This window comes from Acinetobacter sp. G18 (assembly GCF_052660225.1).
The window spans coordinates 134,412-156,957 of sequence record NZ_CP109658.1; the positions used below are offsets into that span (position 1 = coordinate 134,412).

Here is a 22,546-nt window from a genome sequence, read left to right on the forward strand (position 1 = left end):
AAAAATGTAAATGAAAAATAAAAATGTTGCGAAGTTTTTTATAATTTTTTCTTGTAAAATAGGCTATCAGCTTAGGTATAATTTATGAAATACAAATTATTTACATTTATTTTTCTATCTATTTTATGTAGTGTTACAAATGCAAGTAATGATGAGAAATGTTTTAAAGACTCAAAAAAATTAATCACAAACTTGTATAAAAATTATCCTGTAGATGGAAATAAAATTATTGAGAGTGCTGATAGAAAAACTATTTCTAGGTTTTTTTCTAATCAATTAACAAATATGTTAGTAAAAGATTATGCTTGTAGAAGTAATTTAAATGGTGTATGCAATATAGATTTTAATATTTTAAGTAATGCACAAGATGATATAGGTAAATTTAGTATACTACAAGCTACAGATAATATTATTACTGTTAAATTTAATACGCCTACACATGGTGAGTTTATTGATTTTTTGATAGAAAATAAAGGAAAATGCAAGTTTATTAAGAATATAAAATACGATAATAATACTAATTTGATTAAGATCTTGCAGCAATAATATTTATTTCTATTTAGTGTATACTAGTGTAATATATAAATTATGGTTGGGTAAAATAAGAAACTTTAATATATTTTTGATGTTGTTGTAAATTTTTTATAAAATAGAAACTTGTCTGAATTTTGATTTTTATTGAAGGTATATATAGTGAGAAATAGTTTCACTAAGTTTTCTAATATTTTATTAGTCTCTAGTTTGAGTATCTATTCAAATGCTGCAGATTATAAACCACAACGGTTAGACGAGAAAACAATATATAGTAATAGTGAGCATGATCTAAATAGTATATATTCAGATATAAAAAGCTATATCAGTGATAATAATAATGAAGTTAAGTATCTGGTAGATACTCAACGCTCTTGGTTGAAAGATAGAAATTTAAAATGTAAATTTAATGGGAAAGAAGCAAGTAGTGAAAACTATAAATGTTTAAGTGATTTTAATAATTTTAAAATAAAAGATTTGAAAAAGTCATATTTGGACCTTGATAGTTTAGAGGGAAACCTAATAAAACCATTTAAATACACAAATGGCATTGTGAAAGAGTTAGAAATAGGTGGATGTTATTGTAGTGAAAGTACAATTAAAATTTTAAAAAACAAAATTTATATATATCAAGCTTGTGATCAAGGGTTAAAGGAGCCACGTATATATAATATTATTGGCAAGAAAAAAGACGGATTTTCTGCGGAATATCAAATTGATACAAATAATAATAAAGTTCCGGAATTTAATTTGGCATTCGTTACTAACGGTAAAAATGTTTGGAATATAGTTCCAAAAATCTTTAGAAAAGAAGATTTAATAAATTTAAATTTTGCAATTAATTATACAGCTGATGTGAATATAAAAAACAAGAAAAATGATTGTCATGATGATGAAGAGTAATTATGTGTTATTAAGGTTTTGATTGTATTTGATAATAGTAATATCAGTTTAAAATATGATATTGCTATTATTATAAAATTGAAATTCAAAGTAAATAATGAGCTTAGCTTAAATGAATAAATGTCTTAAATTTATAGTTTTTACCGCTTTCATGATTGGATCTATTAAAGCTTCATATGCTAATTTTGGTTTTACTCAAGATAAAGATGGGTATGTGAATGTAAGGGAGAATTCAAGTTTAAATTCGAAAGTTACAACCAAATTAAATAATAATGAAATTGTTTCTTGTGTGATGGATGAAGGGACAAATAATTTTTGTTTAGTTAATGCAAGCAATGGTGTAACTGGATTTATCTATAAAAATAGAATAAATAATTTTAGTGGTTACAATTCTATTAAGCTATCTCAATATTCTAGAGAAAAAGCTGTTTATAGTGATAAAAATATAATGGTAGAAGTGTATGCAAAAAAAGCTATTTTAGATCCTAAACTTTATAAAATTTTTAAAGGTGAATATAAATATTTTAATGATAAAAAGTTCTTTGGTACAGATGGTAGCCTACCTGACAATAATTTTTTACAACTTGATAAAATTATTATTAAAGAAAAAGATAACAGGATAGAAATTAGTAGGGCTGAGCTCGAGCAATATTTTTTCCCTAAAGATGGTATCGATGAGGGCAAGAATGAGCTTGCTGATTTTAAAATATATTACTTAAATAATAATATTTTTATTCTAAATACTTTTAACGATGATGGCGCAGCAGCTTACAATATTGTTTTAAATATAAAGAATGGAAAATTAGTTTCTAATAAGGCTTGGAAAGTTGATATTTGATAATATTTTCTTTTTTTATGATAGATAATTGATTTTAGAAAAAGCCTAACGTAAGTTGGATTATTTCTAAGTATTTATAATTCCTTCTAAGCCTTCAAGCATATGGTTCGGCATATCTAAGATAAAGATGACTTCCTAAATGGTGAAGGTGGTTGTCGTGGATAAAGCATGAGATTGTGTGTTCAAACAGAGTATATCGAATGAAAATTATTTTAAAGATGAGTTTTTTTCTTCTAACTTTTCTTTCATGGACTGTCTATGCAAAAGATGCATTTAATGTTGAATTGAAATGTAAAGGGCATGATCAAGAGTATTGTGATATCGTAAAAAACTCTGATAATAAGACTAGTTTTATTTTAAGAGACATGAGGTATCCTGAAGTTGATAAAGTAAATGAAACTATTTTTCATGCTCATGGTAGTTGTGGTTCACCATGTCAATATCACTTTTTTATAAGTAAAAAAAAGGAAGATCAGACTCAAGAGCTTATTGCTTTAGATAAAAATAATAATTGTTTAATTGAAAGTGATAGCAAGAAGAAATTAATTTATTCAAGAAAGCTTTTTTCGAATAATAAGAAAATTATTGTTAACTTAAATACTGAAAAAATAAATATTCCTCAACCAACGTTTAGCTATTACAGTTATTTTAATGAAATGTCTCAGTTTGATAATGCTGGAGATCTTAATTTAATTGCAAATGATTATGGAAAGATATTGTTTAAAAAGAAAATAAAAAATCCTTGTGGTGGTGATAAGAAATAATTTATTTAGTGCCTTTAATTGATAGAAATACTAATTTTCTTTTAGGTCTAGTGTAAGTGTTAAAAATTAGTATTAGAATTAATTTCTGGATGAAAAATTGAGTCTTTTGATAATTAAGAGATTAGTGTTCATGGTTGTAGAGAAAAACATAAACATGCTTAAAGATTTAAAAAATAAAATTATAAAATTTTACCTTTTTAATACTAAGAAGCTAACTATATTGGCTCTTACATTTTTTGGATTTATTATTGGTTCGACCATCTATGCAAAAGATACATTTAATGTTGAATTGAAATGTAAAGGGCATGATCAAGAATATTGTGATGTCGTAAAAAATGCTGATAATAAAACTAATTTTATTTTAAGAGACATGAGATACCCTGAGGTTGATAAAGTAAATGAAAATATTTTTCATGCTTATGGTAGTTGTGGCTCACCATGTCAATATCACTTTTTTATAAGTAAAACAGAGGAAGATCAGACTAAAGAGTTTATTACTTTAGATAAAAATAATAATTGCCTAGTTGAAAGTGACTCTAAACGGAATCTTATTTACTCTAGAAAATTGTTTAATAAAAATAAAAAGATGATCGTTGATTTGAAAAATAAAGAATTCAATAATGTTCCGATCGATGTTGCTATATATAACTCATTTCAAGAAAAATCATATTTTGATGATCAAGGACAGCTACATTTAGTAGCAATGTTGGCAGATGTTGATAAAAATGGTGATAGTTTATACTTTAATAAAATAATCAAGAAAGCTTGTGAATAATAAAATGATTGATTGTGGAGATTTAAAATGTTTTAGCTAATTTGAATGCTATCCAAAAATATTATTTGATTTTTAAAATATAAGATAAGCTTAAATGTAAGATAGCAGTAAATTTTTTGAAAATTTTAGAATAAAGGTCTAAGTTAATAATGAAATTATTAAAGATAGCAGTAGTGATATATCTTTTATTAAATAGCATAAATTTATATGCAGAAAGTGTGAAAGAATGTATGACGTATTGGAGTAAACCAGCAGTACAAGTGAGTGTGCTGCCAGATGTCAAATGTTCTGATGTCTGGGATGATAGTTTTAGGCTAGAAAATAAAAAATTAGTAAAACAAATAGGATTTAATCTAAAAGATAAAAATTGGGTTTCTACTGGATCTTGTAGCCATGTCCAGTATAAAACTAAAGACTATTATATCTATTGGGCTGATATGAAAAATAATAAAACTGATCTTATTATGATTTATAACCCTAATAATTCATTTGCTTACTCAAGAGCATTAGATCAAAAAAAAATTAAAGAAGGATTCAAAATAGAGGACTCTGTCGACGTAAATTTGTCTTGCGGTAAAATAGGGGAAGATATAAATATTATATCTGTCTTAAATGGATATTTACTTAAGGAAACATCGATTAAGAATATTTCTAAATATAAAACTTATGACAGATTTAAATGATTGTAAAATATACAATTTAGAAAAAGCCCAACAAAAGTTGGGCTTCTTTTACGTCTCTACAATTCCTTCTAAATCTTCAAGCGTATAGTTCGGCATATCAATAATATGGGTTTGAATACCGTCTTGCACATAATCATTCACATGAGGATATAGCCAGCGAGTAATCTGTTCGGCAACACTCGAGTGATACTGAATTTCAAAGTGATTTAAACCATAAAACACGGCTTTATGTGAGTCTGGAACTTTAAGCTGAAAACGTGGATTTGGATGCTCACCCAGTGCGCTTTTCACACTCACTAAATAATCGCCAATCACGGTAAGTGCTTTATTACGTACCTTTTCAAACTCGAGTGTTCCTGCCACTAAAAAGGTATTGATATGCGAAGGTAGTGGTGCTGGGGCGCGGTTATCATCCATCATGCCAATTCGGGCATCCATATATTCCCAGTCATCATCACGAACGCTACCGTGGCGTAGGTCTAAAATGCCATTACTACGGATATTAACCAGTTGACCCAGTAACCCAACAAATGGGAATGCTCCGAGCTTATCTTGTATAGCAAAGCCAAAGCGCTCAAGTACTGCACCATGATGTGGGGAACCAATACAGACAAGGTTCTCGACCATATGAATCCATTGGTACATATTTTGTTTACCGTAAAACAGTGCGCTACGGGAAACCAGTCCACCCATACTATGACCAATGATATCAATACTGGTAATTCTTGGATTACGTTGTACCAAATCTTCTAATAAGTTAGAGAAACTACGGCCATTGGCTGAAATGCGCCGACCGGTGTTGTAGTTTAAATACAGCATGGTGTTGTGATCACGCTGCGCGAGCAGACGCTCACCAATGCCACCATAGTGTGCATTTGACCAAGTCAGATGGTTCATACATAGACCATGAGCCAAAATCACGATACGGCCTGCAAGTTCGCCTTGTTGTATTGCACCGTAGTGGTCGTATAGCACCATGGGTAAGGCAAGGGGACTATGTTGTTTAAGTAAATAGTCTCCAAAAATACCATTTAAAATGCCCACCAAAAAATGTTGGCTCGGGGTGAGTGGTTTTTCGTGAAGTGTGGGATATTTTTCAATAATGTGACGTAAACTTGGCGCTAAAAAGTGGCTACCATATTTTTGTAAAGCGCCATAAGAAAATTGATATAGCTTTTGCACAAATGGTCGTTTTTGAAAGTTTTTTGCATTTTGGGCACTAATACCAAAAGCATTTTTTAATACTTCAATATTAATGACTTGTATTAATTCATGTACACCATTTAAGCTGGTGCTGAACAGTTGAGCTAAACCTTCTAGTACGTCGGCCTGACTCGGTGGCGTACGATCCCATTTACAATAAGTTTCATGTAACGGTGTTAAGCTCGGCATATCTTTTCCCCATTTACGTTATAACCGACGTTTTAAGCTGTACTTTTTATCAACGGCAGCTAACGTTTCCATCTTAGTAGTTTAAATAACACATGTTTTTAAAATACTGATGAATGGTAAGTTGAATCGTTTTTCTTGTCTGACAATAGTGTTTTTATATACAAACTGAGAACAAAAATGTGAGTTTATTCTCAATTTAAGAGGGAAATATATGAATATTATCTACCTCCATGGCTTTAATAGCAGCTCTTCTTCGATTAAAGGGCTGAGCCTTAAGCAGTATTGTAGCGAATTGGGCATCAATGTGCATTTGCCAGATTTAAATAGATCTCCAGATCAGGTCGTAGCGCAAGTTTCAGAGCTAATCGAGTCTTTACAAGATGTGGCGTTAGTAGGTAGTAGCCTCGGCGGGTTTTTTGCGACATATTTTGTCGCGAAATATAATGTTCCGGCTGTACTGATTAACCCTGCTATGCAACCATGGAAGCTGTTTGATGAGCTCTTCCAAGTTGAAAGTATGCCTTATAAGGTGAATGATCAATGGTCAATTGATCATGTTCAGTTACGACAGTTAGAACAACTAGAACTGAAACAACCTGAAAATGCTGACAAAATACTCGTCTTATTGCAACAAGGCGACGAAATTTTGGATTATCGTCAAGCACAACGCTATTATAGTGCTGCAACACCATCCTCATTGATTTTGACGGATGCTCATGGCAATCATGCCATGGAAGATTTTGAAGAAAAATTACCCTTAGTGATCGAATTCTTTGCGCACACCATCAAATAAGGAAAACGTACAACGTGACACAATATACGGCTCAATCGCTTGAAGTCCTTTCTGGTTTAGACCCTGTTCGTCGTCGTCCGGGAATGTATACCGATACGACTCGACCTAACCATTTAGCCCAAGAAGTTATTGATAATGCTGTCGATGAAGCATTAGCTGGTCATGCCGACAAAATCTGTGTCACGGTTTATAAAGATGGTTCATTGTCTGTTGAAGATAATGGCCGTGGTATGCCAGTCGATATTCACCCTGAATATGGCCAAAGTGGTATCGAAATCATTTTAACCAAGCTCCACGCAGGGGGTAAATTCAGTACCGATAACTATCAGTTTTCAGGTGGTTTGCATGGTGTGGGGATTTCGGTTGTAAACGCTTTATCTACACGTGTTGAGGTGGAGGTTCAGCGTCAGGGTAATTTATACCAGATGGCTTTTGAGCAAGGTGAACCTGTTGCGCCTTTAGCAGTGCTAGAAGGCAAAGCACCAAAACGTGCGACTGGTACAACGGTACATTTCTGGCCTGAAGCTAAATATTTTGATAGTCCAAAATTTGCGTTAAAAGCACTCAAACATAATTTAAAAGCGAAAGCTGTATTAGCAGCTGGTTTAAAAATTATTTATATCGATCAAATTAATGATGAAAAAATCGAATGGCAGTTTGAAAATGGCCTCGTCGATTATTTGATGGATGAATTACAAGACCGCGAAATTTTGCCAAACCCTGCATTTGTAAGTAGTGGACAAGCAGACCGCGCAGCCTGTGAGTTTGCGATTTGCTGGAATGTAGAAGGCGGTGAGCAGGTTCAAGAAAGTTACGTCAACTTGATTCCAACTGCACAAGGCGGTACGCATGTGAACGGTTTACGTTCAGGCGTGACCGAGGCGTTACGTGAGTTCTGTGAATTGCGTAACTTGTTACCGCGTAATCTTAAACTTTCGGCAGAAGATGTTTGGGATGGCGTGAACTATATCTTGTCGCTCAAGTTTCAAGAACCACAATTTTCTGGTCAAACCAAAGAGCGTCTTTCGAGTCGTGAAGCATCAAATATTGTTTTAAATATTGCTAAAGATGCATTTGCGCTCTGGCTCAACCAACATGCTGAAATTGCTATGCAACTTGCGGAAATGGCGATTTCTAAAGCAGGTCGTCGTTTAAAAGCAGCCAAGAAAGTCGAGCGTAAAAAAATTGTTTCAGGCCCAGCTTTACCGGGTAAATTGGCAGACTGTGTTGGTCAAACGCGTGAAGAAAGTGAGTTATTCATTGTCGAAGGTGACTCTGCGGGCGGTAGTGCCAAGCAAGCGCGTGATAAAAACTTTCAGGCCATCATGCCAATTCGTGGGAAAATCTTAAATACATGGGAAGTTTCTTCAGATGAAGTACTCGCTTCTCAAGAAGTTCACGACATTGCGATTGCGATTGGTGTAGATCCGGGTAGTGATGATCTGTCAGAACTACGCTATGGCAAAATCTGTATTTTGGCCGATGCCGACTCGGACGGTTTACACATTGCGACTTTGCTTTGTGCTTTATTCGTTAAGCACTTTCCTGCCTTGGTGGAAGAAGGTCATTTATTTGTAGCAATGCCACCATTGTTCCGTATCGATATTGGTAAAGATGTCCATTACGCACTCGATGATGATGAACTTGAAACCATTTTGAAAAATGTCAAAGGCAATAAAAATCCTCAAATTACTCGATTCAAGGGACTGGGTGAGATGAACGCGATTCAGCTTCGCGAAACAACCATGGACCCTAACACTCGTCGTTTAGTACAACTTGATCTGGATGATGCACATTTAACAGCTGGTTTACTCGATAAGTTGCTCGCGAAAAAACGTTCCGCAGATCGTAAGCAATGGCTTGAGCAGAAGGGTAACCTAGCCGATATCACTGTTTAAAATAAAATTAAAAAAATCCCCGCTCAATAGGCGGGGATTTTTATTTTAGCGGCAGATAATTTGGTGTATTTATATAATCAATCTAAAAACAGACAAGTCTGTATAAATTGCTCTTTATTTAAAACCTAATTTCTATAGATTGTGGAAACTGAAAAACATCACAATTTGCTCCACTTCCGATGCGATCTACTACTGCAAAATCACTGGGTGCCTCAAAGGTAAGCAACGGATGATGCCATGTGCCTGCCCGATAATTGATACTTTGCTTTCCATTTGAAACGAAAGCACAGAGCTTGGAAATATCGGGAGTGTTTTCATCTAAAGCGGGCGCGACAATAATTAAAAACTTTTGTTGCTGTAATGGAATAAATGCCTGAGAGCCTTTCGGATGACGCTCTAGCATTGAAATTTCCAGAGGTAATACACTGGTCTTAATATTACGAAAAATACTAATGCCTGCCTTTGCTTCGCCCTCATTTTCGGTTTCAACGAGCGCATGGTAGCGCTCGGTGTGGGCATCATTAATATGAAAAAAATCATGCCCGTCGCAACAAATGACTTCTCCGAAGGGCTGAAAGTTTTTAATAGTTAAGGGCTGAATTTGAACAGTATTCATGATCATGATTTAGCAATTTTCCCCCATAAACGAACACGGCTAATACCACCGTCTGGAATCATGTTAATGCGAATATGAGAGATCTTTTCATGCTGTAAAATCTCATTCACATATTCATGAATATGATCCATTTGCATTGGTTGAGCTTCAAGTAAATAAGACCAGAACATACTTTGTGGAATTAATTGTGCATCGGTTGCATTTTCAAGGTAAACCGCTTGTATAGATACTTGTGCAGGGAAGTTCCCTTTAAAATGAGCGGTATCAATTTCAAGTTTCTCAATTTTTCCGCTTTTACCCAGTGCAAGAATACACCAGTCATAACCCGGTGCGCGGCGGCGTTTGGTTTCCCAACCATCGCCCATGTTGATACCACGACCAGGGTTAATCAAATTACGTGGGTGTCCAAAGTGCGCATCGCTATAAGCAACTACGCGACCACCATTTTCAAGTGCTAATAAATCAAGCGTTTGCTCACTATCAGTCACCTGAATATGAACATCTCCATAAACACGCAAACGAGCAACACCGCCATCTGGGAAAATATTGAGGCGTATATGGGTAAAAAGTGCATCATTATTGACCATAAAAATATGATGTTGACTTGGCCCCAGCTCAGTATTTTCTAGAACATTCTCCCATTTTGCACCGGTTAGGTCTCCATTTGGTGCATAACACGCTTCTAATGAGGCAGATGCTGGATAGTTTCCTGTAAAAAAGCTGGTGTCGATATCAAGTGCGGTGATTTTTCCACTCACTCCTAGCTTCACAATACACCAGTCATATCCCGCGTGACGCTTACGGCGCGTTTCCCAACCGTCCATCCATTTACCGTTGTCATCAAATTTATCTTCAACAAAAATAGGTGCTTCAAATTGCAGCATACGCTTTGCTTCTGCAAAGAAATCATCTGAACACTCAATGACTTGTGCACCAATTCGGACATCTGCCAAATTGGTTTTAGTATTCAAAATTTCAGGAAGTTCAAAAGCTGGGGCGTGTAGAGTTGCCATAATGGGGTATCCGTATTTCTTGTTAAAAACATGATTTTTCATTTAAAACTATCAACATACAGAGCACGTTGAGACGAGTTTTATACTTAAATATATAAGCATGGGGCATGCCAGTTTTGTGGAAAAGCTAAATAAATTTTGAACGATGGCATGTTTTTAGCATAAGCACCCTATAGGTGAATATCTATAGGAGAGTGTTATGAATGTGGTGATTATTGGTGCGGGAATGGGAGGTCTAACCACAGGCATTGCATTAAAAAAATTTGGTCACCAAGTTCGTATTTTTGAGCAAACTGAAAAGATTCTTCCAGTCGGCGCTGCTATTTCGTTGTGGTCAAATGGTGTGAAATGTCTGAACTATCTCGGATTAACTGACAAAATCGCCAAACTTGGCGGACAAATGGACGACTTGGCCTATGTCGATGGATTAACTGGAGATGTGATGACACAATTCAGTTTACTGCCATTAATTGAAGAAGTAGGACAACGGCCATATCCGGTTGCACGTGCCGATTTACAAAATATGCTGATGGATGAGTTTGGTCGAGACCAGATTTATCTAGGCAAAAAAATGGTCAGCCTTGAAGATAAGACCGATTATGTCGAAGTACATTTTGCAGATGGCAGTTCAACGCAAGCTGACTTACTGATTGGGGCGGATGGTACTCATTCAATGACTCGTGCCTATGTGTTGGGTCAGCAAGTACAGCGCCGTTATGCTGGTTATGTAAACTGGAATGGTTTGGTTGAGATCTCTGAAGATTTAGCGCCAGCTCAGCAATGGACGACTTATGTCGGAGAAGGTAAGCGAGCTTCTTTAATGCCCGTCGCAGATGGTAAGTTTTACTTCTTTTTAGACGTGCCTTTGCCAGCAGGATTAGACAATAATCGAGATGAATATAAAAAACTTTTAAAACAATATTTTGCTGATTGGTGTCAGCCTGTACAGCAACTCATTGAACGCTTAGACCCACAAAAGACCAATCGGGTAGAAATCCATGATATTGAACCGTTTGCCCAATTTTATAAAGGCCGCGTGGTGATTTTAGGCGATGCTGCACACAGCACTACACCTGATATTGGACAAGGTGGCTGCCAAGCCATGGAAGATGCGATTTATTTAGCGCGTTCTTTGCAAATAAATACTTTGGGTTTAGAGGACGCTTTACGTCGTTATCAAAACAAGCGTAATGAACGGGCCAATGAGTTGGTTCTTCGTGCTCGTAAACGCTGTGATGTAACCCATATGAAAGATGAAACTGTGACCCAAGCTTGGTATGCAGAATTACGCCGTGAACAAGGCGGACATATTATGCAGGGGATTATTAGTAATATTGTGGGTAATCCACTCGACTAAAACAAAAACAGCAAGGATTTTTTCCTTGCTGTTTTAAGCTTCTAAATAAAAATTTTAGAAGTGGTATTTAACCAAAGCACTCACGTTATTTTCATCTCGGCCTTGTAGACCAAATTTATTATTCCATACAGAGTGTTCAATACCGAGGTATAGACGTGTGTCAGGAGAAATGTGTTTACCTACATTCCATTTCCACTGAGTTGTCCAGTTTAACTCGCTGGCATGGTCACCTTCAGCAGTTGACCAATCTAGGAAGCCATCAACCAAGAATTCTTCAGATGCAATGTTAAATGGAATACCATAAACGAAAGTCATTTGATAATCGTCGTCAGTTTTCTCATTATTTGCACGGTAGAAGTTTAAATTCGCATATTTAAAATATGGAATATCTAAATCAACAGCAAAACCATATAAGAAGTTATCAAAGTTATTGCCGTTTTCGCTGTTACTTTCCCAAGTGGTACTAATGAGTACATCTTTAATTGGGCCATAAGCTAGTTTTTTGCCAGACACTTCGCCCAAGCTTAAACGTGGTGATAACTCAAAATATGTACTTTTATGATCGTCTTCACCGCGCATACGGTCCATGAAGAAAAACACATCAGCATATTTAACTTTTGCAGCATATTCCAAAGTAATCGTAGTTTCTTTGTCGTCTACAACTTCATAGTTTTCACCATAAAGTCCAGTCACACTAAAATCTTGCCAAATTGGTTTTGCTTGAACCATGGCAGTTGCAGATAACAAGGCACAAGTCGCCGCAAGTTGCTTTAATTGCATTTAAATGATCTCCCCCCAAATAAAGCACGCTAAGGATACAGGGTCTTAAGCAAAAATGAAGCCAAATTTGATCAACGGTTAAAAAAAGGCCCACCGAAGTGGGGCGCTAAAAACCAATCTATTAATGTGTATTTCTAGTATTTATGGTTTGGCTCAAATGAGGGGTCGATGAGCTACGAAATGAAGGAAAATGATTAAATAATAAATTCAATAAGATAGCAAAGATACAAGTCGAACTAATACCTGAATGGAACAAAGTTTGTACCCAAACTGGAAAATGTGCATAAAACTCATGGTTAATAATTGGGATCATTCCTGCCGATAAAGCAGTCGCGACAATGATCAAATTTTTCTGATCGTTATAATTTATTTTTGCTAAAGTGCGAATTCCGCTCGCTGCAACTGACCCAAACAAGACCAGACCTGCACCACCAAGTACAGGCATAGGAATTGCGGCAATAAGGCGACCCATAACAGGCAATAGCCCCAAAATAATGAGAATGACACCACCTGCCGCCACGACAAAACGACTTTTGATGCCTGTAATCGCAACCAACCCAACATTTTGGGCAAAAGCGCTTTGCATGAACGAACCAAAGATAGGTGCCATAGCACTTGAGAACATATCTGCACGAACACCATTGGCGATACGTTTAGAATCGACATCGGTTCCTACAATGTCTCCTACAGCAATAATATCGGCTGTGGTTTCCGTCATAATCACCAAGGTGACGATGAGCATTGATAAAATGGCACTCAGTTCAAAGGTAGGCAAACCAAATGCAAAGAAATGTGGAAATTGCAGCCATGCACCTGAGCTGACCTGACTAAAGTCACCGAAGCCCATAAAGTAAGCCAGTATCGTACCAGCCACGATTGCTAATAATATAGATAAGCGACGAATGCCAGCTTGTGGCAGCATATTTAAAATAATCACAATGCCTAAGGTGAGTAGGGCCAAAGAAATATTTTCTACGCTTCCCCAGTTAGGTGCTTTATCGTTGCCACCCATCATCCAGCGAATCGCAACGGGTAACAGAGATAGCCCAATAATCGTGATGATGCATCCCGTCACAACAGGGGGAAAAAAACGAATGATTTTTGAAAAGTAAGGTGCAAGGCAAAGTCCAACTAGAGAGGCTACAATGACCGCCCCATAAACCGCAGGCAGGCCACCGCCTGTGGTAATAATAGCGACCATGGTTGCCACGCCAGCAAAAGACACCCCCTGAACTAAAGGTAGTTTTGCGCCTAGATATTTGGTTCCTATGGTTTGTATGAGTGTTGCTAATCCACCTACAAATAGGGCTGCTGCAATGAGCATTCCGACTTGTGCCGAGCTTAAGCCAGCCGCCGTTCCAATAATAAGGGGCGGAGCCACAATACCACCATACATGGTCAGCACATGCTGTAAACCGTAAGCAAAACTTTTCGAGATTCCTAAATATTCATGCTCTGGAGAAATCGCATTCTTTTGTCGATCATTCATATTTTTCTCCTATTTTAATTCAGTTAGCTACCACGATAAGTAGAGTAAGCAAACGGGCTAATGAGTAGTGGAATGTGATAGTGCTGCTTGATGTCTTCTATAAAAAATTGAATGCAAACACGCGGGAAAAAAGTTTTGACTTGCTTTGATGAAAAATAAGGCGCAATTTCAAATTCAAGTTGATATGGCCCTTCAGTTAAATCTTTGATACCAAAATCACTTACTCGACCATCTTTATTGGTGATTGCGGTTGCAATCAGTTCATGGGTTGCTGCATGAAATAACTTCACTTCGACTTCTGCAGCGGGTTTACCTAAATTTGTATCTAAAATATGAGTGCTGATCATGCTTGTATTTCCTGAGATAGACGTAATAGAGCAATTGCTGCGAGTTGCTCATGTACAATGACTTTTTCTATAGCTAAGTTGTTTTGAAGACGTTGATTAAGTTTTTTTAAAATCTCATCGCTACTAAGGCCGGCGGCTTTAATTAAAAAAATGAAGCCAAACTTCTCTTCATAATCGAGATTGCCTCGTAGCAGAGCTTGTTGTGTTTGCTCATCTAAGGAAATGCCAGCTTGCTCTTGAGCTGAAAAATTTTGTTCTTTTGCATTCAGCTGTTTTTTTGCTTGCCGTTCACCAATTTTTGGATGAGTTGCTAAAGCATTTTCAATCTCTTCCCATGACCATGTGTGGCTTAATTGTTCCGCATATCCTAAAAGAACAGATGGTGATGAGTAGGGGCGTTCTGAGATGATTTTTTCGGCCCAGACTGGAATATGGACGCAGTTATTTAACAGAGTCTTGAGTTGATCGGGTGGGGCTTGGTTAAACTCGGCTAAAAACACTGTCATTCCTAAACTCAATATAGTGATATAGAGTTTTAGCAATAACAGTGCCAAAAGTGGTTAATATTTCGCTAATGAATTTGCAAAATGAATAATCAACTATCGAGTTATGTGATTTTTATACCAATACTCTGCTATATCCTGACGGCGACAGACCCAGACACGATCGTGCATTTCAATATAGTCGAGAAACCTTTGTAAAGCTTTAAAACGACCCGGATGCCCCAAAATACGGCAATGCATTCCAATCGACATCATTTTTGGTGCAGTTTCACCTTCTGCATACAACACATCAAAACTATCTTTTAAATATTGAAAAAACTGTTCAGAGCTATTAAATCCACCCGGTGAGCAGAACTTCATGTCGTTACATTCGAGGGTATAAGGAATAATTAAGTGCGGACGGGATGAACCTGCCTCATTGGTAAGGGTCGTCCAAAAGGGTAGATCATCGCCATAATAATCTGAGTCGTATTGTATTTGCGGAAACTCTGCCAGTAACTGACGGGTATTAGGACTATCGCGCCCAGTGTACCAGCCTATAGTTTTATTTTTAAACAAGTTTTCTAAAACAGATAAAGCTTGTTTCATGTGCTGTTTTTCGACTTCAATGTCAGTGTCTTGATAGTGAAGCCATCGGTAGCCATGAGAAACCACATCATAATCAGCTTCTTTAATCGCTTCGACAATATAAGGGTTGCGCGCCAACGCCATGGCAACGCCAAAAATGGTCATTGGGAGCTTGCGCCGTTGGAACTCACTATGAATGCGCCAAAAACCAGCACGTGAACCATATTCGTACATAGAGTCCATCGACATATGCTTGGCTGGATAGCTTGCAGCACCAATAATCTCTGATAAAAACTGTTCAGAACCCTCATCGCCATGCTCGATATGCTTTTCGCCACCTTCTTCATAATTCAGGACAAATTGCACTGCAACCTTAGCATTGTTGGGCAATTTCACCTCTGGAGGCTGTCCGTGATAACCGATTAAATCACGTGAATAAGGAGACTTCTGAATCTGCTCAATGAGTTCTGCTCCATATAGATAAGATTCGGTCACAATTGCTCTCCTTTTGTTCAATTTTTCATAAAAATTTAAAAAATCAGCTTGCATATTTTTATAGATGGACTGATATTGAAGATATGAAGATCTTCAAAATAAATTAAAAGCAGTACGTTTAAGTCAGGAGATAACAAACCATTACACCATCAAAATGTACAATTGAAGTCAGTTCATGCATGCTTAAAACATGCCAACATAAAAAAGTTTTGCATAGAAAAGATCCACAGTAAGAAAGAGAGGATGGTATTTATGAATATTGAAATCCGCACAGATAAAAACATCCATAATAGTGAACGTTTAATTACTTATGTACGTGCAGAACTTACTCAAGAATTCCAACGTCATAGCGAACGTATTACGCATTTTTCGGTTCATTTTAGTGATGAAAATGGGGACAAAGGTGGTGACAAAGATATCCACTGTATGATTGAAGCCCGTCCTGCTGGTTTAAAACCAGTTGCAGTGCACCATAAAGCAGGAAATATTGATGCTTCAATTCATGGCGCGATTGAAAAACTAAAACGCAGCCTTGAACATACGTTTGAGAAAAAGGAACACCCGAGAGGTGGTCAACCTGAATTCATTGATGATGAAGCTTAAAAATAGCTAAAAAGCCCTTCGGGGCTTTTTTTATGGAATATTAAAAACAAGAATAAAAACTCTTCACAACTTTTGGTTTGCAATGCAATAGCATTGACCTCTAAAATCTTTATCAGAGATTAGGCATAATAGTCCTAATATATTTTTGAGAGATGGTCATGTTAACCACCCAGCAGCAGGCTTTAATTCAAGCCATAGAAGAATTAGAACTTACGCAAGTACAAAAATTACTTGCTGAGGGGCTTGATCCGAATTTCATTGATCCGGAACAAGGGCCACCCGTGTCAATTATCTGTGATGGAATTTTTAAATGGTGGGAAGACGTTTCAGAAGCTTATGAAGCGGGTACTCCTTTATCAAAACAAGAAAAGCAAGATGCATTACAAGTTTATCTCGATATCCTTGATGCCTTAATCCAAGCTAAAGCAAATGTTCATCTTTGGGATGCAGAAGAATTTTATGGCCCACTATGGGATGCGGCAAGTTCGGCATGCGCACCAGCGGTTCAACGTTTACTTGATGAAAAAGTTGACCCAAATACACGTGATGAAGAAGGACTTACCATTTTATCTTCAATCAGCCAGTTGTTCTTTGATTGTGATTTTGATGAAATAGATTGGTCAGAAGCGCTTCAAGAAGAGCGTGAAACATTAGAATTGTTGCGCCATCATGGGGCAAAAATGTCAAAAGAACTAACTACTTGATTGGATAATAGAATGAGAACATTTCAAATTTTAACTTTTGCTCTGACCACTGTTGCCGCAGGAAGTACTTTTGCTGCTGAGTTCTCGTTTGACCGTCCTGGTTCAGGCTTTGGAACAGGCATCACTCCAGTAGGGCAGTTAGCTTGGGAACAAGGCTTACCAAGTGCAACTTATACAGAATCAAATGTTGATGGTGTGAGAGAAAAGACCGTAACCGTCAATGAAGATATGTTATTCCGTACAGGTTTGGCTAAGGACCTAGAATTACAATTAGGTTGGCAAGGCCCGGCTTGGACTCAAACTAAACGTGCAGGTAAAAAGACAGATACCTCTGGTTTAGGTGATGTAAGCATCGGCTTAAAAAAAGCGATTGATTTAAATGATGAAAATTTAACAATGGCTGTATTGGCTCAAGCGCTTATTGCAACAGGTAATGATGAATTTACTGCACATGACGATATTTATAGTTTAAGTTCGGCAGTGGCTTATCAATATAATGATTTGATCAATACAGCAATTACCATGCGTTACGAAGTGCAAAACAGCAACTGGGCTGTGACTGCTATTCCAACCATCAACTATAAAATTGCCGGCAAACTTTCTGGTTATTCTGAGTTTGTATATCGTAAAGCTGAAAGCGAAGACTATCAATATAGCCTAGGCACAGGTTTAGTTTATGCAGTTAATAAGCGTACTCAGCTTGATGCAAGTGTTGGAGTAGATCTAGATGGTCAATATAAAGGCTACCGCGGTGGCTTGGGTATGGCATTCTTATTCTGATAAAACTAACTTGAATAGATGTTAATGAAAAAGCTTTTTTCTCAGGGAATTATTTATTTTCTAGCTGCGGCTACGTTGGTATTCAGTCAGTTTGTTTTTGCAGAAGATAAGCTACTTTCACCAGAACAGGCTTTTTCATTTTCGGTTGAGTCGCCACAATCGCATACTGCGAAATTATCGTGGCAGATTCAGCCGAGCTATTATTTGTATCAGCATAAATTTACCGTACAACAGGGTACTCAACCTTTAACTTTGAATTTGCCTAAGGCAGTTTCTCAATATGATGAGAACTATGGGCAAAGTCAGGTTTATTATCATCAAATCAATTTCCAGATTAAAACCAAGCCTTCAGAGCACTACACTGTAACTTGGCAGGGCTGTGCCAAAGACCGTATTTGTTATCCACCCCAAACCATCGAGTTTCAAACCGATGCAGATGGATTGGTTGGTGTGCAAAACCAAGCAGGGGCAGCACCGAAACGCTTATTAGATTTGGCAAATACACAAGCATCGTCTCAAGAAACTCTAACTAATCAGACAAGTTCAGAAACTAAAGCAGATGCGACTACTCCACAAATTGCAGAAGACCAGATTTGGTCGGCGAAACTAATTGAACACTCGCTTTGGTATGGTGTTTTATTATTTTTAGGCTTAGGCATGTTGCTCGCATTTACACCATGCTCTTTACCCATGCTGCCGATTTTAACGTCATTAATTATTCGGGAGCATAAAGGTTTAAAAGCGTGGACTATTGCACTTACTTTTGTATGTAGTATGGCATTGGTTTATGCAGGTCTAGGTTTAATTGCTTCTTCAGCAGGGCTAAATTTCCAACGTTGGTTGCAACAGCCCGCCACGCTTATCGCGTTTAGTTTGTTATTTGTGGTTTTTGCCCTAAATCTGTTTGGATTGTTTGAGATTCGTTTACCGCAAACATGGTTAAATCGACTTGATCGCATTCAGTCCATGCAACAAGGTGGTACTTTAGTTGGTGCAGGAGTCATGGGCGTAGTTTCTGCGCTCTTGGTTGGTCCATGTATGACTGCACCTTTGGCTGGAACTTTACTATTTATTTCTCAAACCCAGAACCAATGGCAAGGTGCTTTGCTTTTATTTTGTTTAGGTTTTGGAATGGGGATTCCTTTACTCATCGCTAGTGTTTTAGGTGCAAGATTTTTACCTAAAGCTGGCGACTGGATGCATCAGATTAAAGTAATTTTTGCTTTTCTGATGTTAGGTCTAAGTCTTTATTTTATTCGTCCTTTATTGCCAGATTGGGGCATGCAAGTGCTTAGTTTATTGCTAGGCCTCGCTTTTATTGCCTACGCACTTTATCAGTTCTTTTGGAAAAAAGGGCAGTTACAGTGGCTCTATGCGCTTCTGCTTTTATTGGTTACTCCGTTTGTTGCCTATAACCAGTATCAGCATTTTCAAAATCGCAGTTTGCAAAGTTCCGAGCACATGGCTGAATGGCACATTGCTACAACAGCAGCAGACTTTCAGAAAATTTTAGCAGCAGCGCCTGCTGATCGGGCTATTGTTGTTGATGTCTATGCAGACTGGTGTGTGGCTTGTCAGCCTATTGAGCATCGTATTTTAAAAGCACCAGAAGTTCAGTCAGCTCTTGCGCCTTACTATCTCATTAAGCTTGATTTGAGTCATTATGACCATTCACATGAGGCTCTACTCAAGCAGTGGAGTATTTTAGGGCCACCAACTTATCTGTTTTTAAATGAGCATCAACAAGAAATACGTTCTTTACGGTTAACTGGTGCATTTAGTCAGCAAGAGCTGTTGCAACAGCTTGCAAGCTTATCGAAAGCTAAATAGTCAAATTGATTCTATATGCGGTATTTGTTGAAAAGTGCGCACTTGATTGCGCCCTGAAGCCTTTACCGCATAAAGTGCTTCATCGGCCTGTCGAATGACGAGGTAGGGATCGTTTGCAAAAGCGGAACTACTAATTCCAAAACTTGCACTTACATGAATCTGAATATTTTGATTGTTGAAAATAGAAAGCTCTTCTAAGGCAAGTCGGCAACGCTCTGCAATTTTTTCCGCTTGAGTAATATCGGTATGAGGGAGTAATAAAATAAATTCTTCTCCACCAAATCGACCAATAATGTCTTCATTACGCAAGTTCTCAGACAAGCATTGAGCAATTTTAATTAAGACCTGATCACCCTGATGATGCCCATAGACATCATTAATTTTTTTAAAATGGTCTATGTCGAGAAGGACTAAAGCATAATCGAATTGTTGCTCGTGAAGTGCTTCAAGATGGGTATTTAAACTGCGTCTATTTAATACATTAGTTAATGGGTCAATTTGGCTTAAGCGTTGAATATAAGTTTCTCGTTGTCGCCACTGGGTCAGTAATATTTCAAATAAAATAAGACAGGCCACTAAAATCGGCATAATAAAAAATAGCATGCTCCCTAACCAAAATGGATTGGTTTGGGCATGTCGAATTATGGTGAAGTTAAATAAAGGAGCGTAGGGAATAACGCCATTCATACTTAAATAAGTACATACTGCTAAAATAATTGTTGCTGGTATAAAGGCGCTATAAACAATTTTTCTTTCAAATAAAACCAGACCTACACCAATGGTGCCTACATATCCAACCATTGTGGCAGGGCTGATACTACCAATTAAATATCCATCATGACACAGCATAAGCATGAAGACTTGTACGCTAACCAAAGGAACAATTTTTTGAGCCCTTTCTTGGTCTTTGTAGCGATAACAAGGAATAATCAGCAAAGCTAATAAAAATAAGGTCAATAAATTCAGCCAGAGTTGTGACTCTACGAGCGGTAAATTTGCCCATTGCCAAACGCTAGGTGTTATTAAAATATAAGCTTTCCATAAAATCCAACTGAAATTCATTGCACATGCAAGTGTAAGCATCAGTGCGCTTTTTTCTAATGGCGTCCAATTAATAATATGGTTGTTATGGATGAATTCGAGAACCACCTGTTTTATTTTATTTATAGAATAAGTGATGAAACGAATTTTCATAATAATAGATGAACTCCTAAATAGAGATGTTTCCTCTTCAGATCATCCTAAAATGGGAGAGTTGGAATGATTCATAACCTAAACATATCATGATTCAATTATTAAACCTTAAGATTAGGGTTTTTATAAAAAATGAAGTGAAAAGTATTTAAAACTTGTCACTTCATTTATTTTCAATTAAGTTTTGTCGAGTTCATGTGCGAACTCGGCAATATCTGCCATCGCTTGTTTTGCTTCTTCAAACCAAGCATTAAACATCTGGAAGTTATGCCACATGCCTGTGTAAAGTTTAAAATGTACTTTGACACCTGCTTCTTCAGCTTTTTCTCTAAAGCGCTTCGCGTCGTCTAATAAAATTTCTTTAGAACCCACCTGTACTAAAGTCGGTGGCAAACCTGCTAAGTTATCGAAAATAGGTGAAACACGCGGGTCATCTGCTCCAATATGATTGCCAATATAATGTTGAATACCGATTTGCAGGGCTTCAAAAGAAAGTAGGGCATCATGTTTTTGGTTAAATCTTAAAGATTCACTGGTTAGGGTTAAATCTAAAAAGGGAGACAATAAAATTAAACCACTTGGCATCAGTTCAGGTTGTTCTTTTAAGCGTAAGCAAAGTGCTAAAGCTAAATTGGCCCCACATGAGTCACCCGATAAAATAATATCTTTGGGCTGAATACCTTGAACTAATAACGCTTGATATACATCATATAATGCCTCAATCGCTTCAGGGTATGGGTGCTCAGGAGCAAGAGGATAGTCCACGTGAATAATTTGCATTTGAGTACGGGCCGCTAAATCCGTCATGAATGCATGATGGGTTTTTACACTGCCCAGAAAAAAAGCGCCGCCGTGAATATGAAAAATAAGCTGCGTCGCTGAATCCTGAGCTTTAATCTCTTCACCCTTTACACCAGCAAGTCGAATCGGACGAACAGTTACGTTTTTTTGTTTTGGAAATGCTCGGCAAAGTTGTTCAAGCATCGGACGAAGGGCAGTTGGAGGTAAATTCAACTGACTTGGTTTACGAATCGCTGTTTTTAGAAATGTTTCAGTTAAATAATATTTTAAAACGTTTGGTATATTCATATAGTATCCGCTTATGTTAATAACTTGTTTCCCTATAAATTTTATTTTTCAAGGTTACAAGGTTACACGAAACAGTCACATTCAAAAATTGCAATATCGTTGCGAGTTTTGAATACTGAAGTCTTGAAAGACCCAAGGATATTACAAAAATGAAAAAGATTGCTTTAGCTTTAGGACTTGTTGGTATGGCTGCATTTGCAAATGCGGCTGATCCACTCAATGGAACGGTATGGAAAACGATTGATGACCAAACCAATAAGCCCAAAGCCGTAGTAAAGTTTACGGAACAGAAGGATGGAACCTTAACTGCAACCATTCAAAACATTTTGACACCAGGTGAAGAAAACTCCTGTACAAAATGTGAAGGGCCGTATAAAAACAAACCGCTTAAAGGTGTGACCATTGTACATAATCTAAAAAATGTAGGTGGCACCAGTTATGAAAACGGTACAATTTTAGACCCTAAATCTGGCAAAACTTATAAATTAAAAGGTGAGTTGGCCGAGGGCGGTAAAAAGCTTAAATTGCGCGGTTATATTGGTGTGTCAGCATTAGGCCGTAACCAAACATGGATTCGTGCGAACTAAATCTGTGAATGAAAA

The 22,546-nt window shown here is 37.0% G+C and carries 24 protein-coding genes; 14 read left to right on the top strand and 10 right to left on the bottom strand.

All coding sequences use genetic code 11. From position 1 onward, the window contains the following. Positions 1-84 precede the first annotated feature (84 nt). From NE363_RS00605 to NE363_RS00630, 6 genes are all read left to right on the top strand, one after another. On the top strand, positions 85-546 hold the full coding sequence (locus NE363_RS00605; protein WP_445535637.1) for a hypothetical protein: 462 nt from the start codon (positions 85-87) through the stop codon (positions 544-546). A gap of 147 nt (positions 547-693) precedes the next feature. Beyond that, positions 694-1,434 carry a lysozyme inhibitor LprI family protein gene (locus tag NE363_RS00610; RefSeq protein ID WP_445535638.1) on the top strand — a complete coding sequence of 247 codons (741 nt, stop codon included), beginning with the start codon at positions 694-696 and terminating at the stop codon, positions 1,432-1,434. Between the two features lie 112 nt (positions 1,435-1,546). Further along, complete coding sequence (locus NE363_RS00615; protein WP_445535639.1) at positions 1,547-2,272, top strand: SH3 domain-containing protein; 726 nt, start codon at positions 1,547-1,549, stop codon at positions 2,270-2,272. Between the two features lie 200 nt (positions 2,273-2,472). Beyond that, positions 2,473-3,036, top strand: coding sequence for a hypothetical protein (locus tag NE363_RS00620; protein WP_107972320.1), 564 nt, complete (start codon positions 2,473-2,475; stop codon positions 3,034-3,036). 130 nt (positions 3,037-3,166) lie between these two features. Next, positions 3,167-3,811 carry a hypothetical protein gene (locus NE363_RS00625; protein ID WP_396520345.1) on the top strand — a complete coding sequence of 215 codons (645 nt, stop codon included), beginning with the start codon at positions 3,167-3,169 and terminating at the stop codon, positions 3,809-3,811. A 149-nt stretch (positions 3,812-3,960) separates the two neighbouring features. Beyond that, positions 3,961-4,494 carry a hypothetical protein gene (locus NE363_RS00630; RefSeq protein WP_396520343.1) on the top strand — a complete coding sequence of 178 codons (534 nt, stop codon included), beginning with the start codon at positions 3,961-3,963 and terminating at the stop codon, positions 4,492-4,494. Between the two features lie 48 nt (positions 4,495-4,542). Here the strand turns inward: NE363_RS00630 and NE363_RS00635 are convergent, their stop codons facing one another. Then, positions 4,543-5,886 (bottom strand): PGAP1-like alpha/beta domain-containing protein, encoded by a 1,344-nt coding sequence (locus NE363_RS00635; RefSeq protein WP_004704875.1) that lies wholly within the window; start codon positions 5,884-5,886, stop codon positions 4,543-4,545. Positions 5,887-6,097: 211 nt separating this feature from the next. On the opposite strand from NE363_RS00635, the gene NE363_RS00640 reads away from it, so the two are divergent. After that, on the top strand, positions 6,098-6,679 hold the full coding sequence (locus NE363_RS00640; protein WP_031955550.1) for a YqiA/YcfP family alpha/beta fold hydrolase: 582 nt from the start codon (positions 6,098-6,100) through the stop codon (positions 6,677-6,679). A gap of 14 nt (positions 6,680-6,693) precedes the next feature. Further along, entirely contained in the window at positions 6,694-8,577 is a 1,884-nt protein-coding gene (gene parE, locus NE363_RS00645) for a DNA topoisomerase IV subunit B (protein ID WP_004704878.1), read from the top strand. 118 nt (positions 8,578-8,695) lie between these two features. On the opposite strand, the gene NE363_RS00650 is transcribed toward parE, so the two are convergent. Beyond that, positions 8,696-9,199 carry an ureidoglycolate lyase gene (locus tag NE363_RS00650; protein WP_445535640.1) on the bottom strand — a complete coding sequence of 168 codons (504 nt, stop codon included), beginning with the start codon at positions 9,197-9,199 and terminating at the stop codon, positions 8,696-8,698. Then, positions 9,196-10,206 carry an allantoicase gene (gene alc, locus NE363_RS00655; protein ID WP_151750023.1) on the bottom strand — a complete coding sequence of 337 codons (1,011 nt, stop codon included), beginning with the start codon at positions 10,204-10,206 and terminating at the stop codon, positions 9,196-9,198. The genes NE363_RS00650 and alc overlap by 4 nt, the downstream gene beginning before the upstream one ends. 199 nt (positions 10,207-10,405) lie before the next feature. On the opposite strand from alc, the gene hpxO reads away from it, so the two are divergent. Further along, entirely contained in the window at positions 10,406-11,563 is a 1,158-nt protein-coding gene (gene hpxO / locus NE363_RS00660; RefSeq protein WP_039251955.1) for an FAD-dependent urate hydroxylase HpxO, read from the top strand. A 54-nt stretch (positions 11,564-11,617) separates the two neighbouring features. Here hpxO and NE363_RS00665 read toward each other — a convergent pair whose 3' ends face one another. The 5 genes from NE363_RS00665 to puuE all read right to left on the bottom strand — a co-directional run bounded on the left by NE363_RS00665 (position 11,618) and on the right by puuE (position 15,744). Further along, complete coding sequence (locus NE363_RS00665) at positions 11,618-12,343, bottom strand: outer membrane protein OmpK (protein ID WP_039251953.1); 726 nt, start codon at positions 12,341-12,343, stop codon at positions 11,618-11,620. 121 nt (positions 12,344-12,464) lie between these two features. Then, positions 12,465-13,832, bottom strand: a complete 1,368-nt coding sequence (locus tag NE363_RS00670) for a nucleobase:cation symporter-2 family protein (protein ID WP_445535641.1) — start codon at positions 13,830-13,832, stop codon at positions 12,465-12,467. 23 nt (positions 13,833-13,855) lie between these two features. Continuing rightward, complete coding sequence (gene uraH, locus NE363_RS00675) at positions 13,856-14,179, bottom strand: hydroxyisourate hydrolase (protein WP_445535642.1); 324 nt, start codon at positions 14,177-14,179, stop codon at positions 13,856-13,858. After that, on the bottom strand, positions 14,176-14,679 hold the full coding sequence (uraD, locus tag NE363_RS00680; protein ID WP_445536346.1) for a 2-oxo-4-hydroxy-4-carboxy-5-ureidoimidazoline decarboxylase: 504 nt from the start codon (positions 14,677-14,679) through the stop codon (positions 14,176-14,178). Before uraD ends, uraH begins: the two co-directional genes overlap by 4 nt. 99 nt (positions 14,680-14,778) lie before the next feature. Further along, a complete protein-coding gene (gene puuE, locus NE363_RS00685) occupies positions 14,779-15,744 on the bottom strand; it encodes an allantoinase PuuE (RefSeq protein WP_445535643.1) in 966 nt (321 codons plus the stop codon). A 252-nt stretch (positions 15,745-15,996) separates the two neighbouring features. On the opposite strand from puuE, the gene NE363_RS00690 reads away from it, so the two are divergent. The 4 genes from NE363_RS00690 (at position 15,997) to dsbD (ending at position 19,661) form a co-directional block, all read left to right on the top strand. Continuing rightward, positions 15,997-16,347 carry an HPF/RaiA family ribosome-associated protein gene (locus NE363_RS00690; protein ID WP_004704894.1) on the top strand — a complete coding sequence of 117 codons (351 nt, stop codon included), beginning with the start codon at positions 15,997-15,999 and terminating at the stop codon, positions 16,345-16,347. Between the two features lie 158 nt (positions 16,348-16,505). After that, positions 16,506-17,051: an ankyrin repeat domain-containing protein gene (locus NE363_RS00695; RefSeq protein ID WP_004704896.1), complete on the top strand. Its 546-nt coding sequence runs from the start codon at positions 16,506-16,508 to the stop codon at positions 17,049-17,051. Positions 17,052-17,063: 12 nt separating this feature from the next. Further along, a complete protein-coding gene (locus tag NE363_RS00700; RefSeq protein WP_004704898.1) occupies positions 17,064-17,831 on the top strand; it encodes a transporter in 768 nt (255 codons plus the stop codon). Between the two features lie 18 nt (positions 17,832-17,849). After that, a complete protein-coding gene (dsbD, locus tag NE363_RS00705) occupies positions 17,850-19,661 on the top strand; it encodes a protein-disulfide reductase DsbD (RefSeq protein ID WP_445535644.1) in 1,812 nt (603 codons plus the stop codon). Here dsbD and NE363_RS00710 read toward each other — a convergent pair whose 3' ends face one another. Both NE363_RS00710 and NE363_RS00715 read right to left on the bottom strand, forming a co-directional pair. Continuing rightward, positions 19,662-20,855 (bottom strand): sensor domain-containing diguanylate cyclase, encoded by a 1,194-nt coding sequence (locus NE363_RS00710; RefSeq protein WP_190977812.1) that lies wholly within the window; start codon positions 20,853-20,855, stop codon positions 19,662-19,664. Positions 20,856-21,032: 177 nt separating this feature from the next. After that, positions 21,033-21,944 (bottom strand): alpha/beta hydrolase, encoded by a 912-nt coding sequence (locus tag NE363_RS00715; protein ID WP_068935299.1) that lies wholly within the window; start codon positions 21,942-21,944, stop codon positions 21,033-21,035. A 149-nt stretch (positions 21,945-22,093) separates the two neighbouring features. Between NE363_RS00715 and NE363_RS00720 the strand changes: the two genes are divergently transcribed. Beyond that, positions 22,094-22,531 carry a DUF2147 domain-containing protein gene (locus NE363_RS00720; RefSeq protein WP_004704906.1) on the top strand — a complete coding sequence of 146 codons (438 nt, stop codon included), beginning with the start codon at positions 22,094-22,096 and terminating at the stop codon, positions 22,529-22,531. The last annotated feature ends 15 nt before the right edge of the window (positions 22,532-22,546 follow it).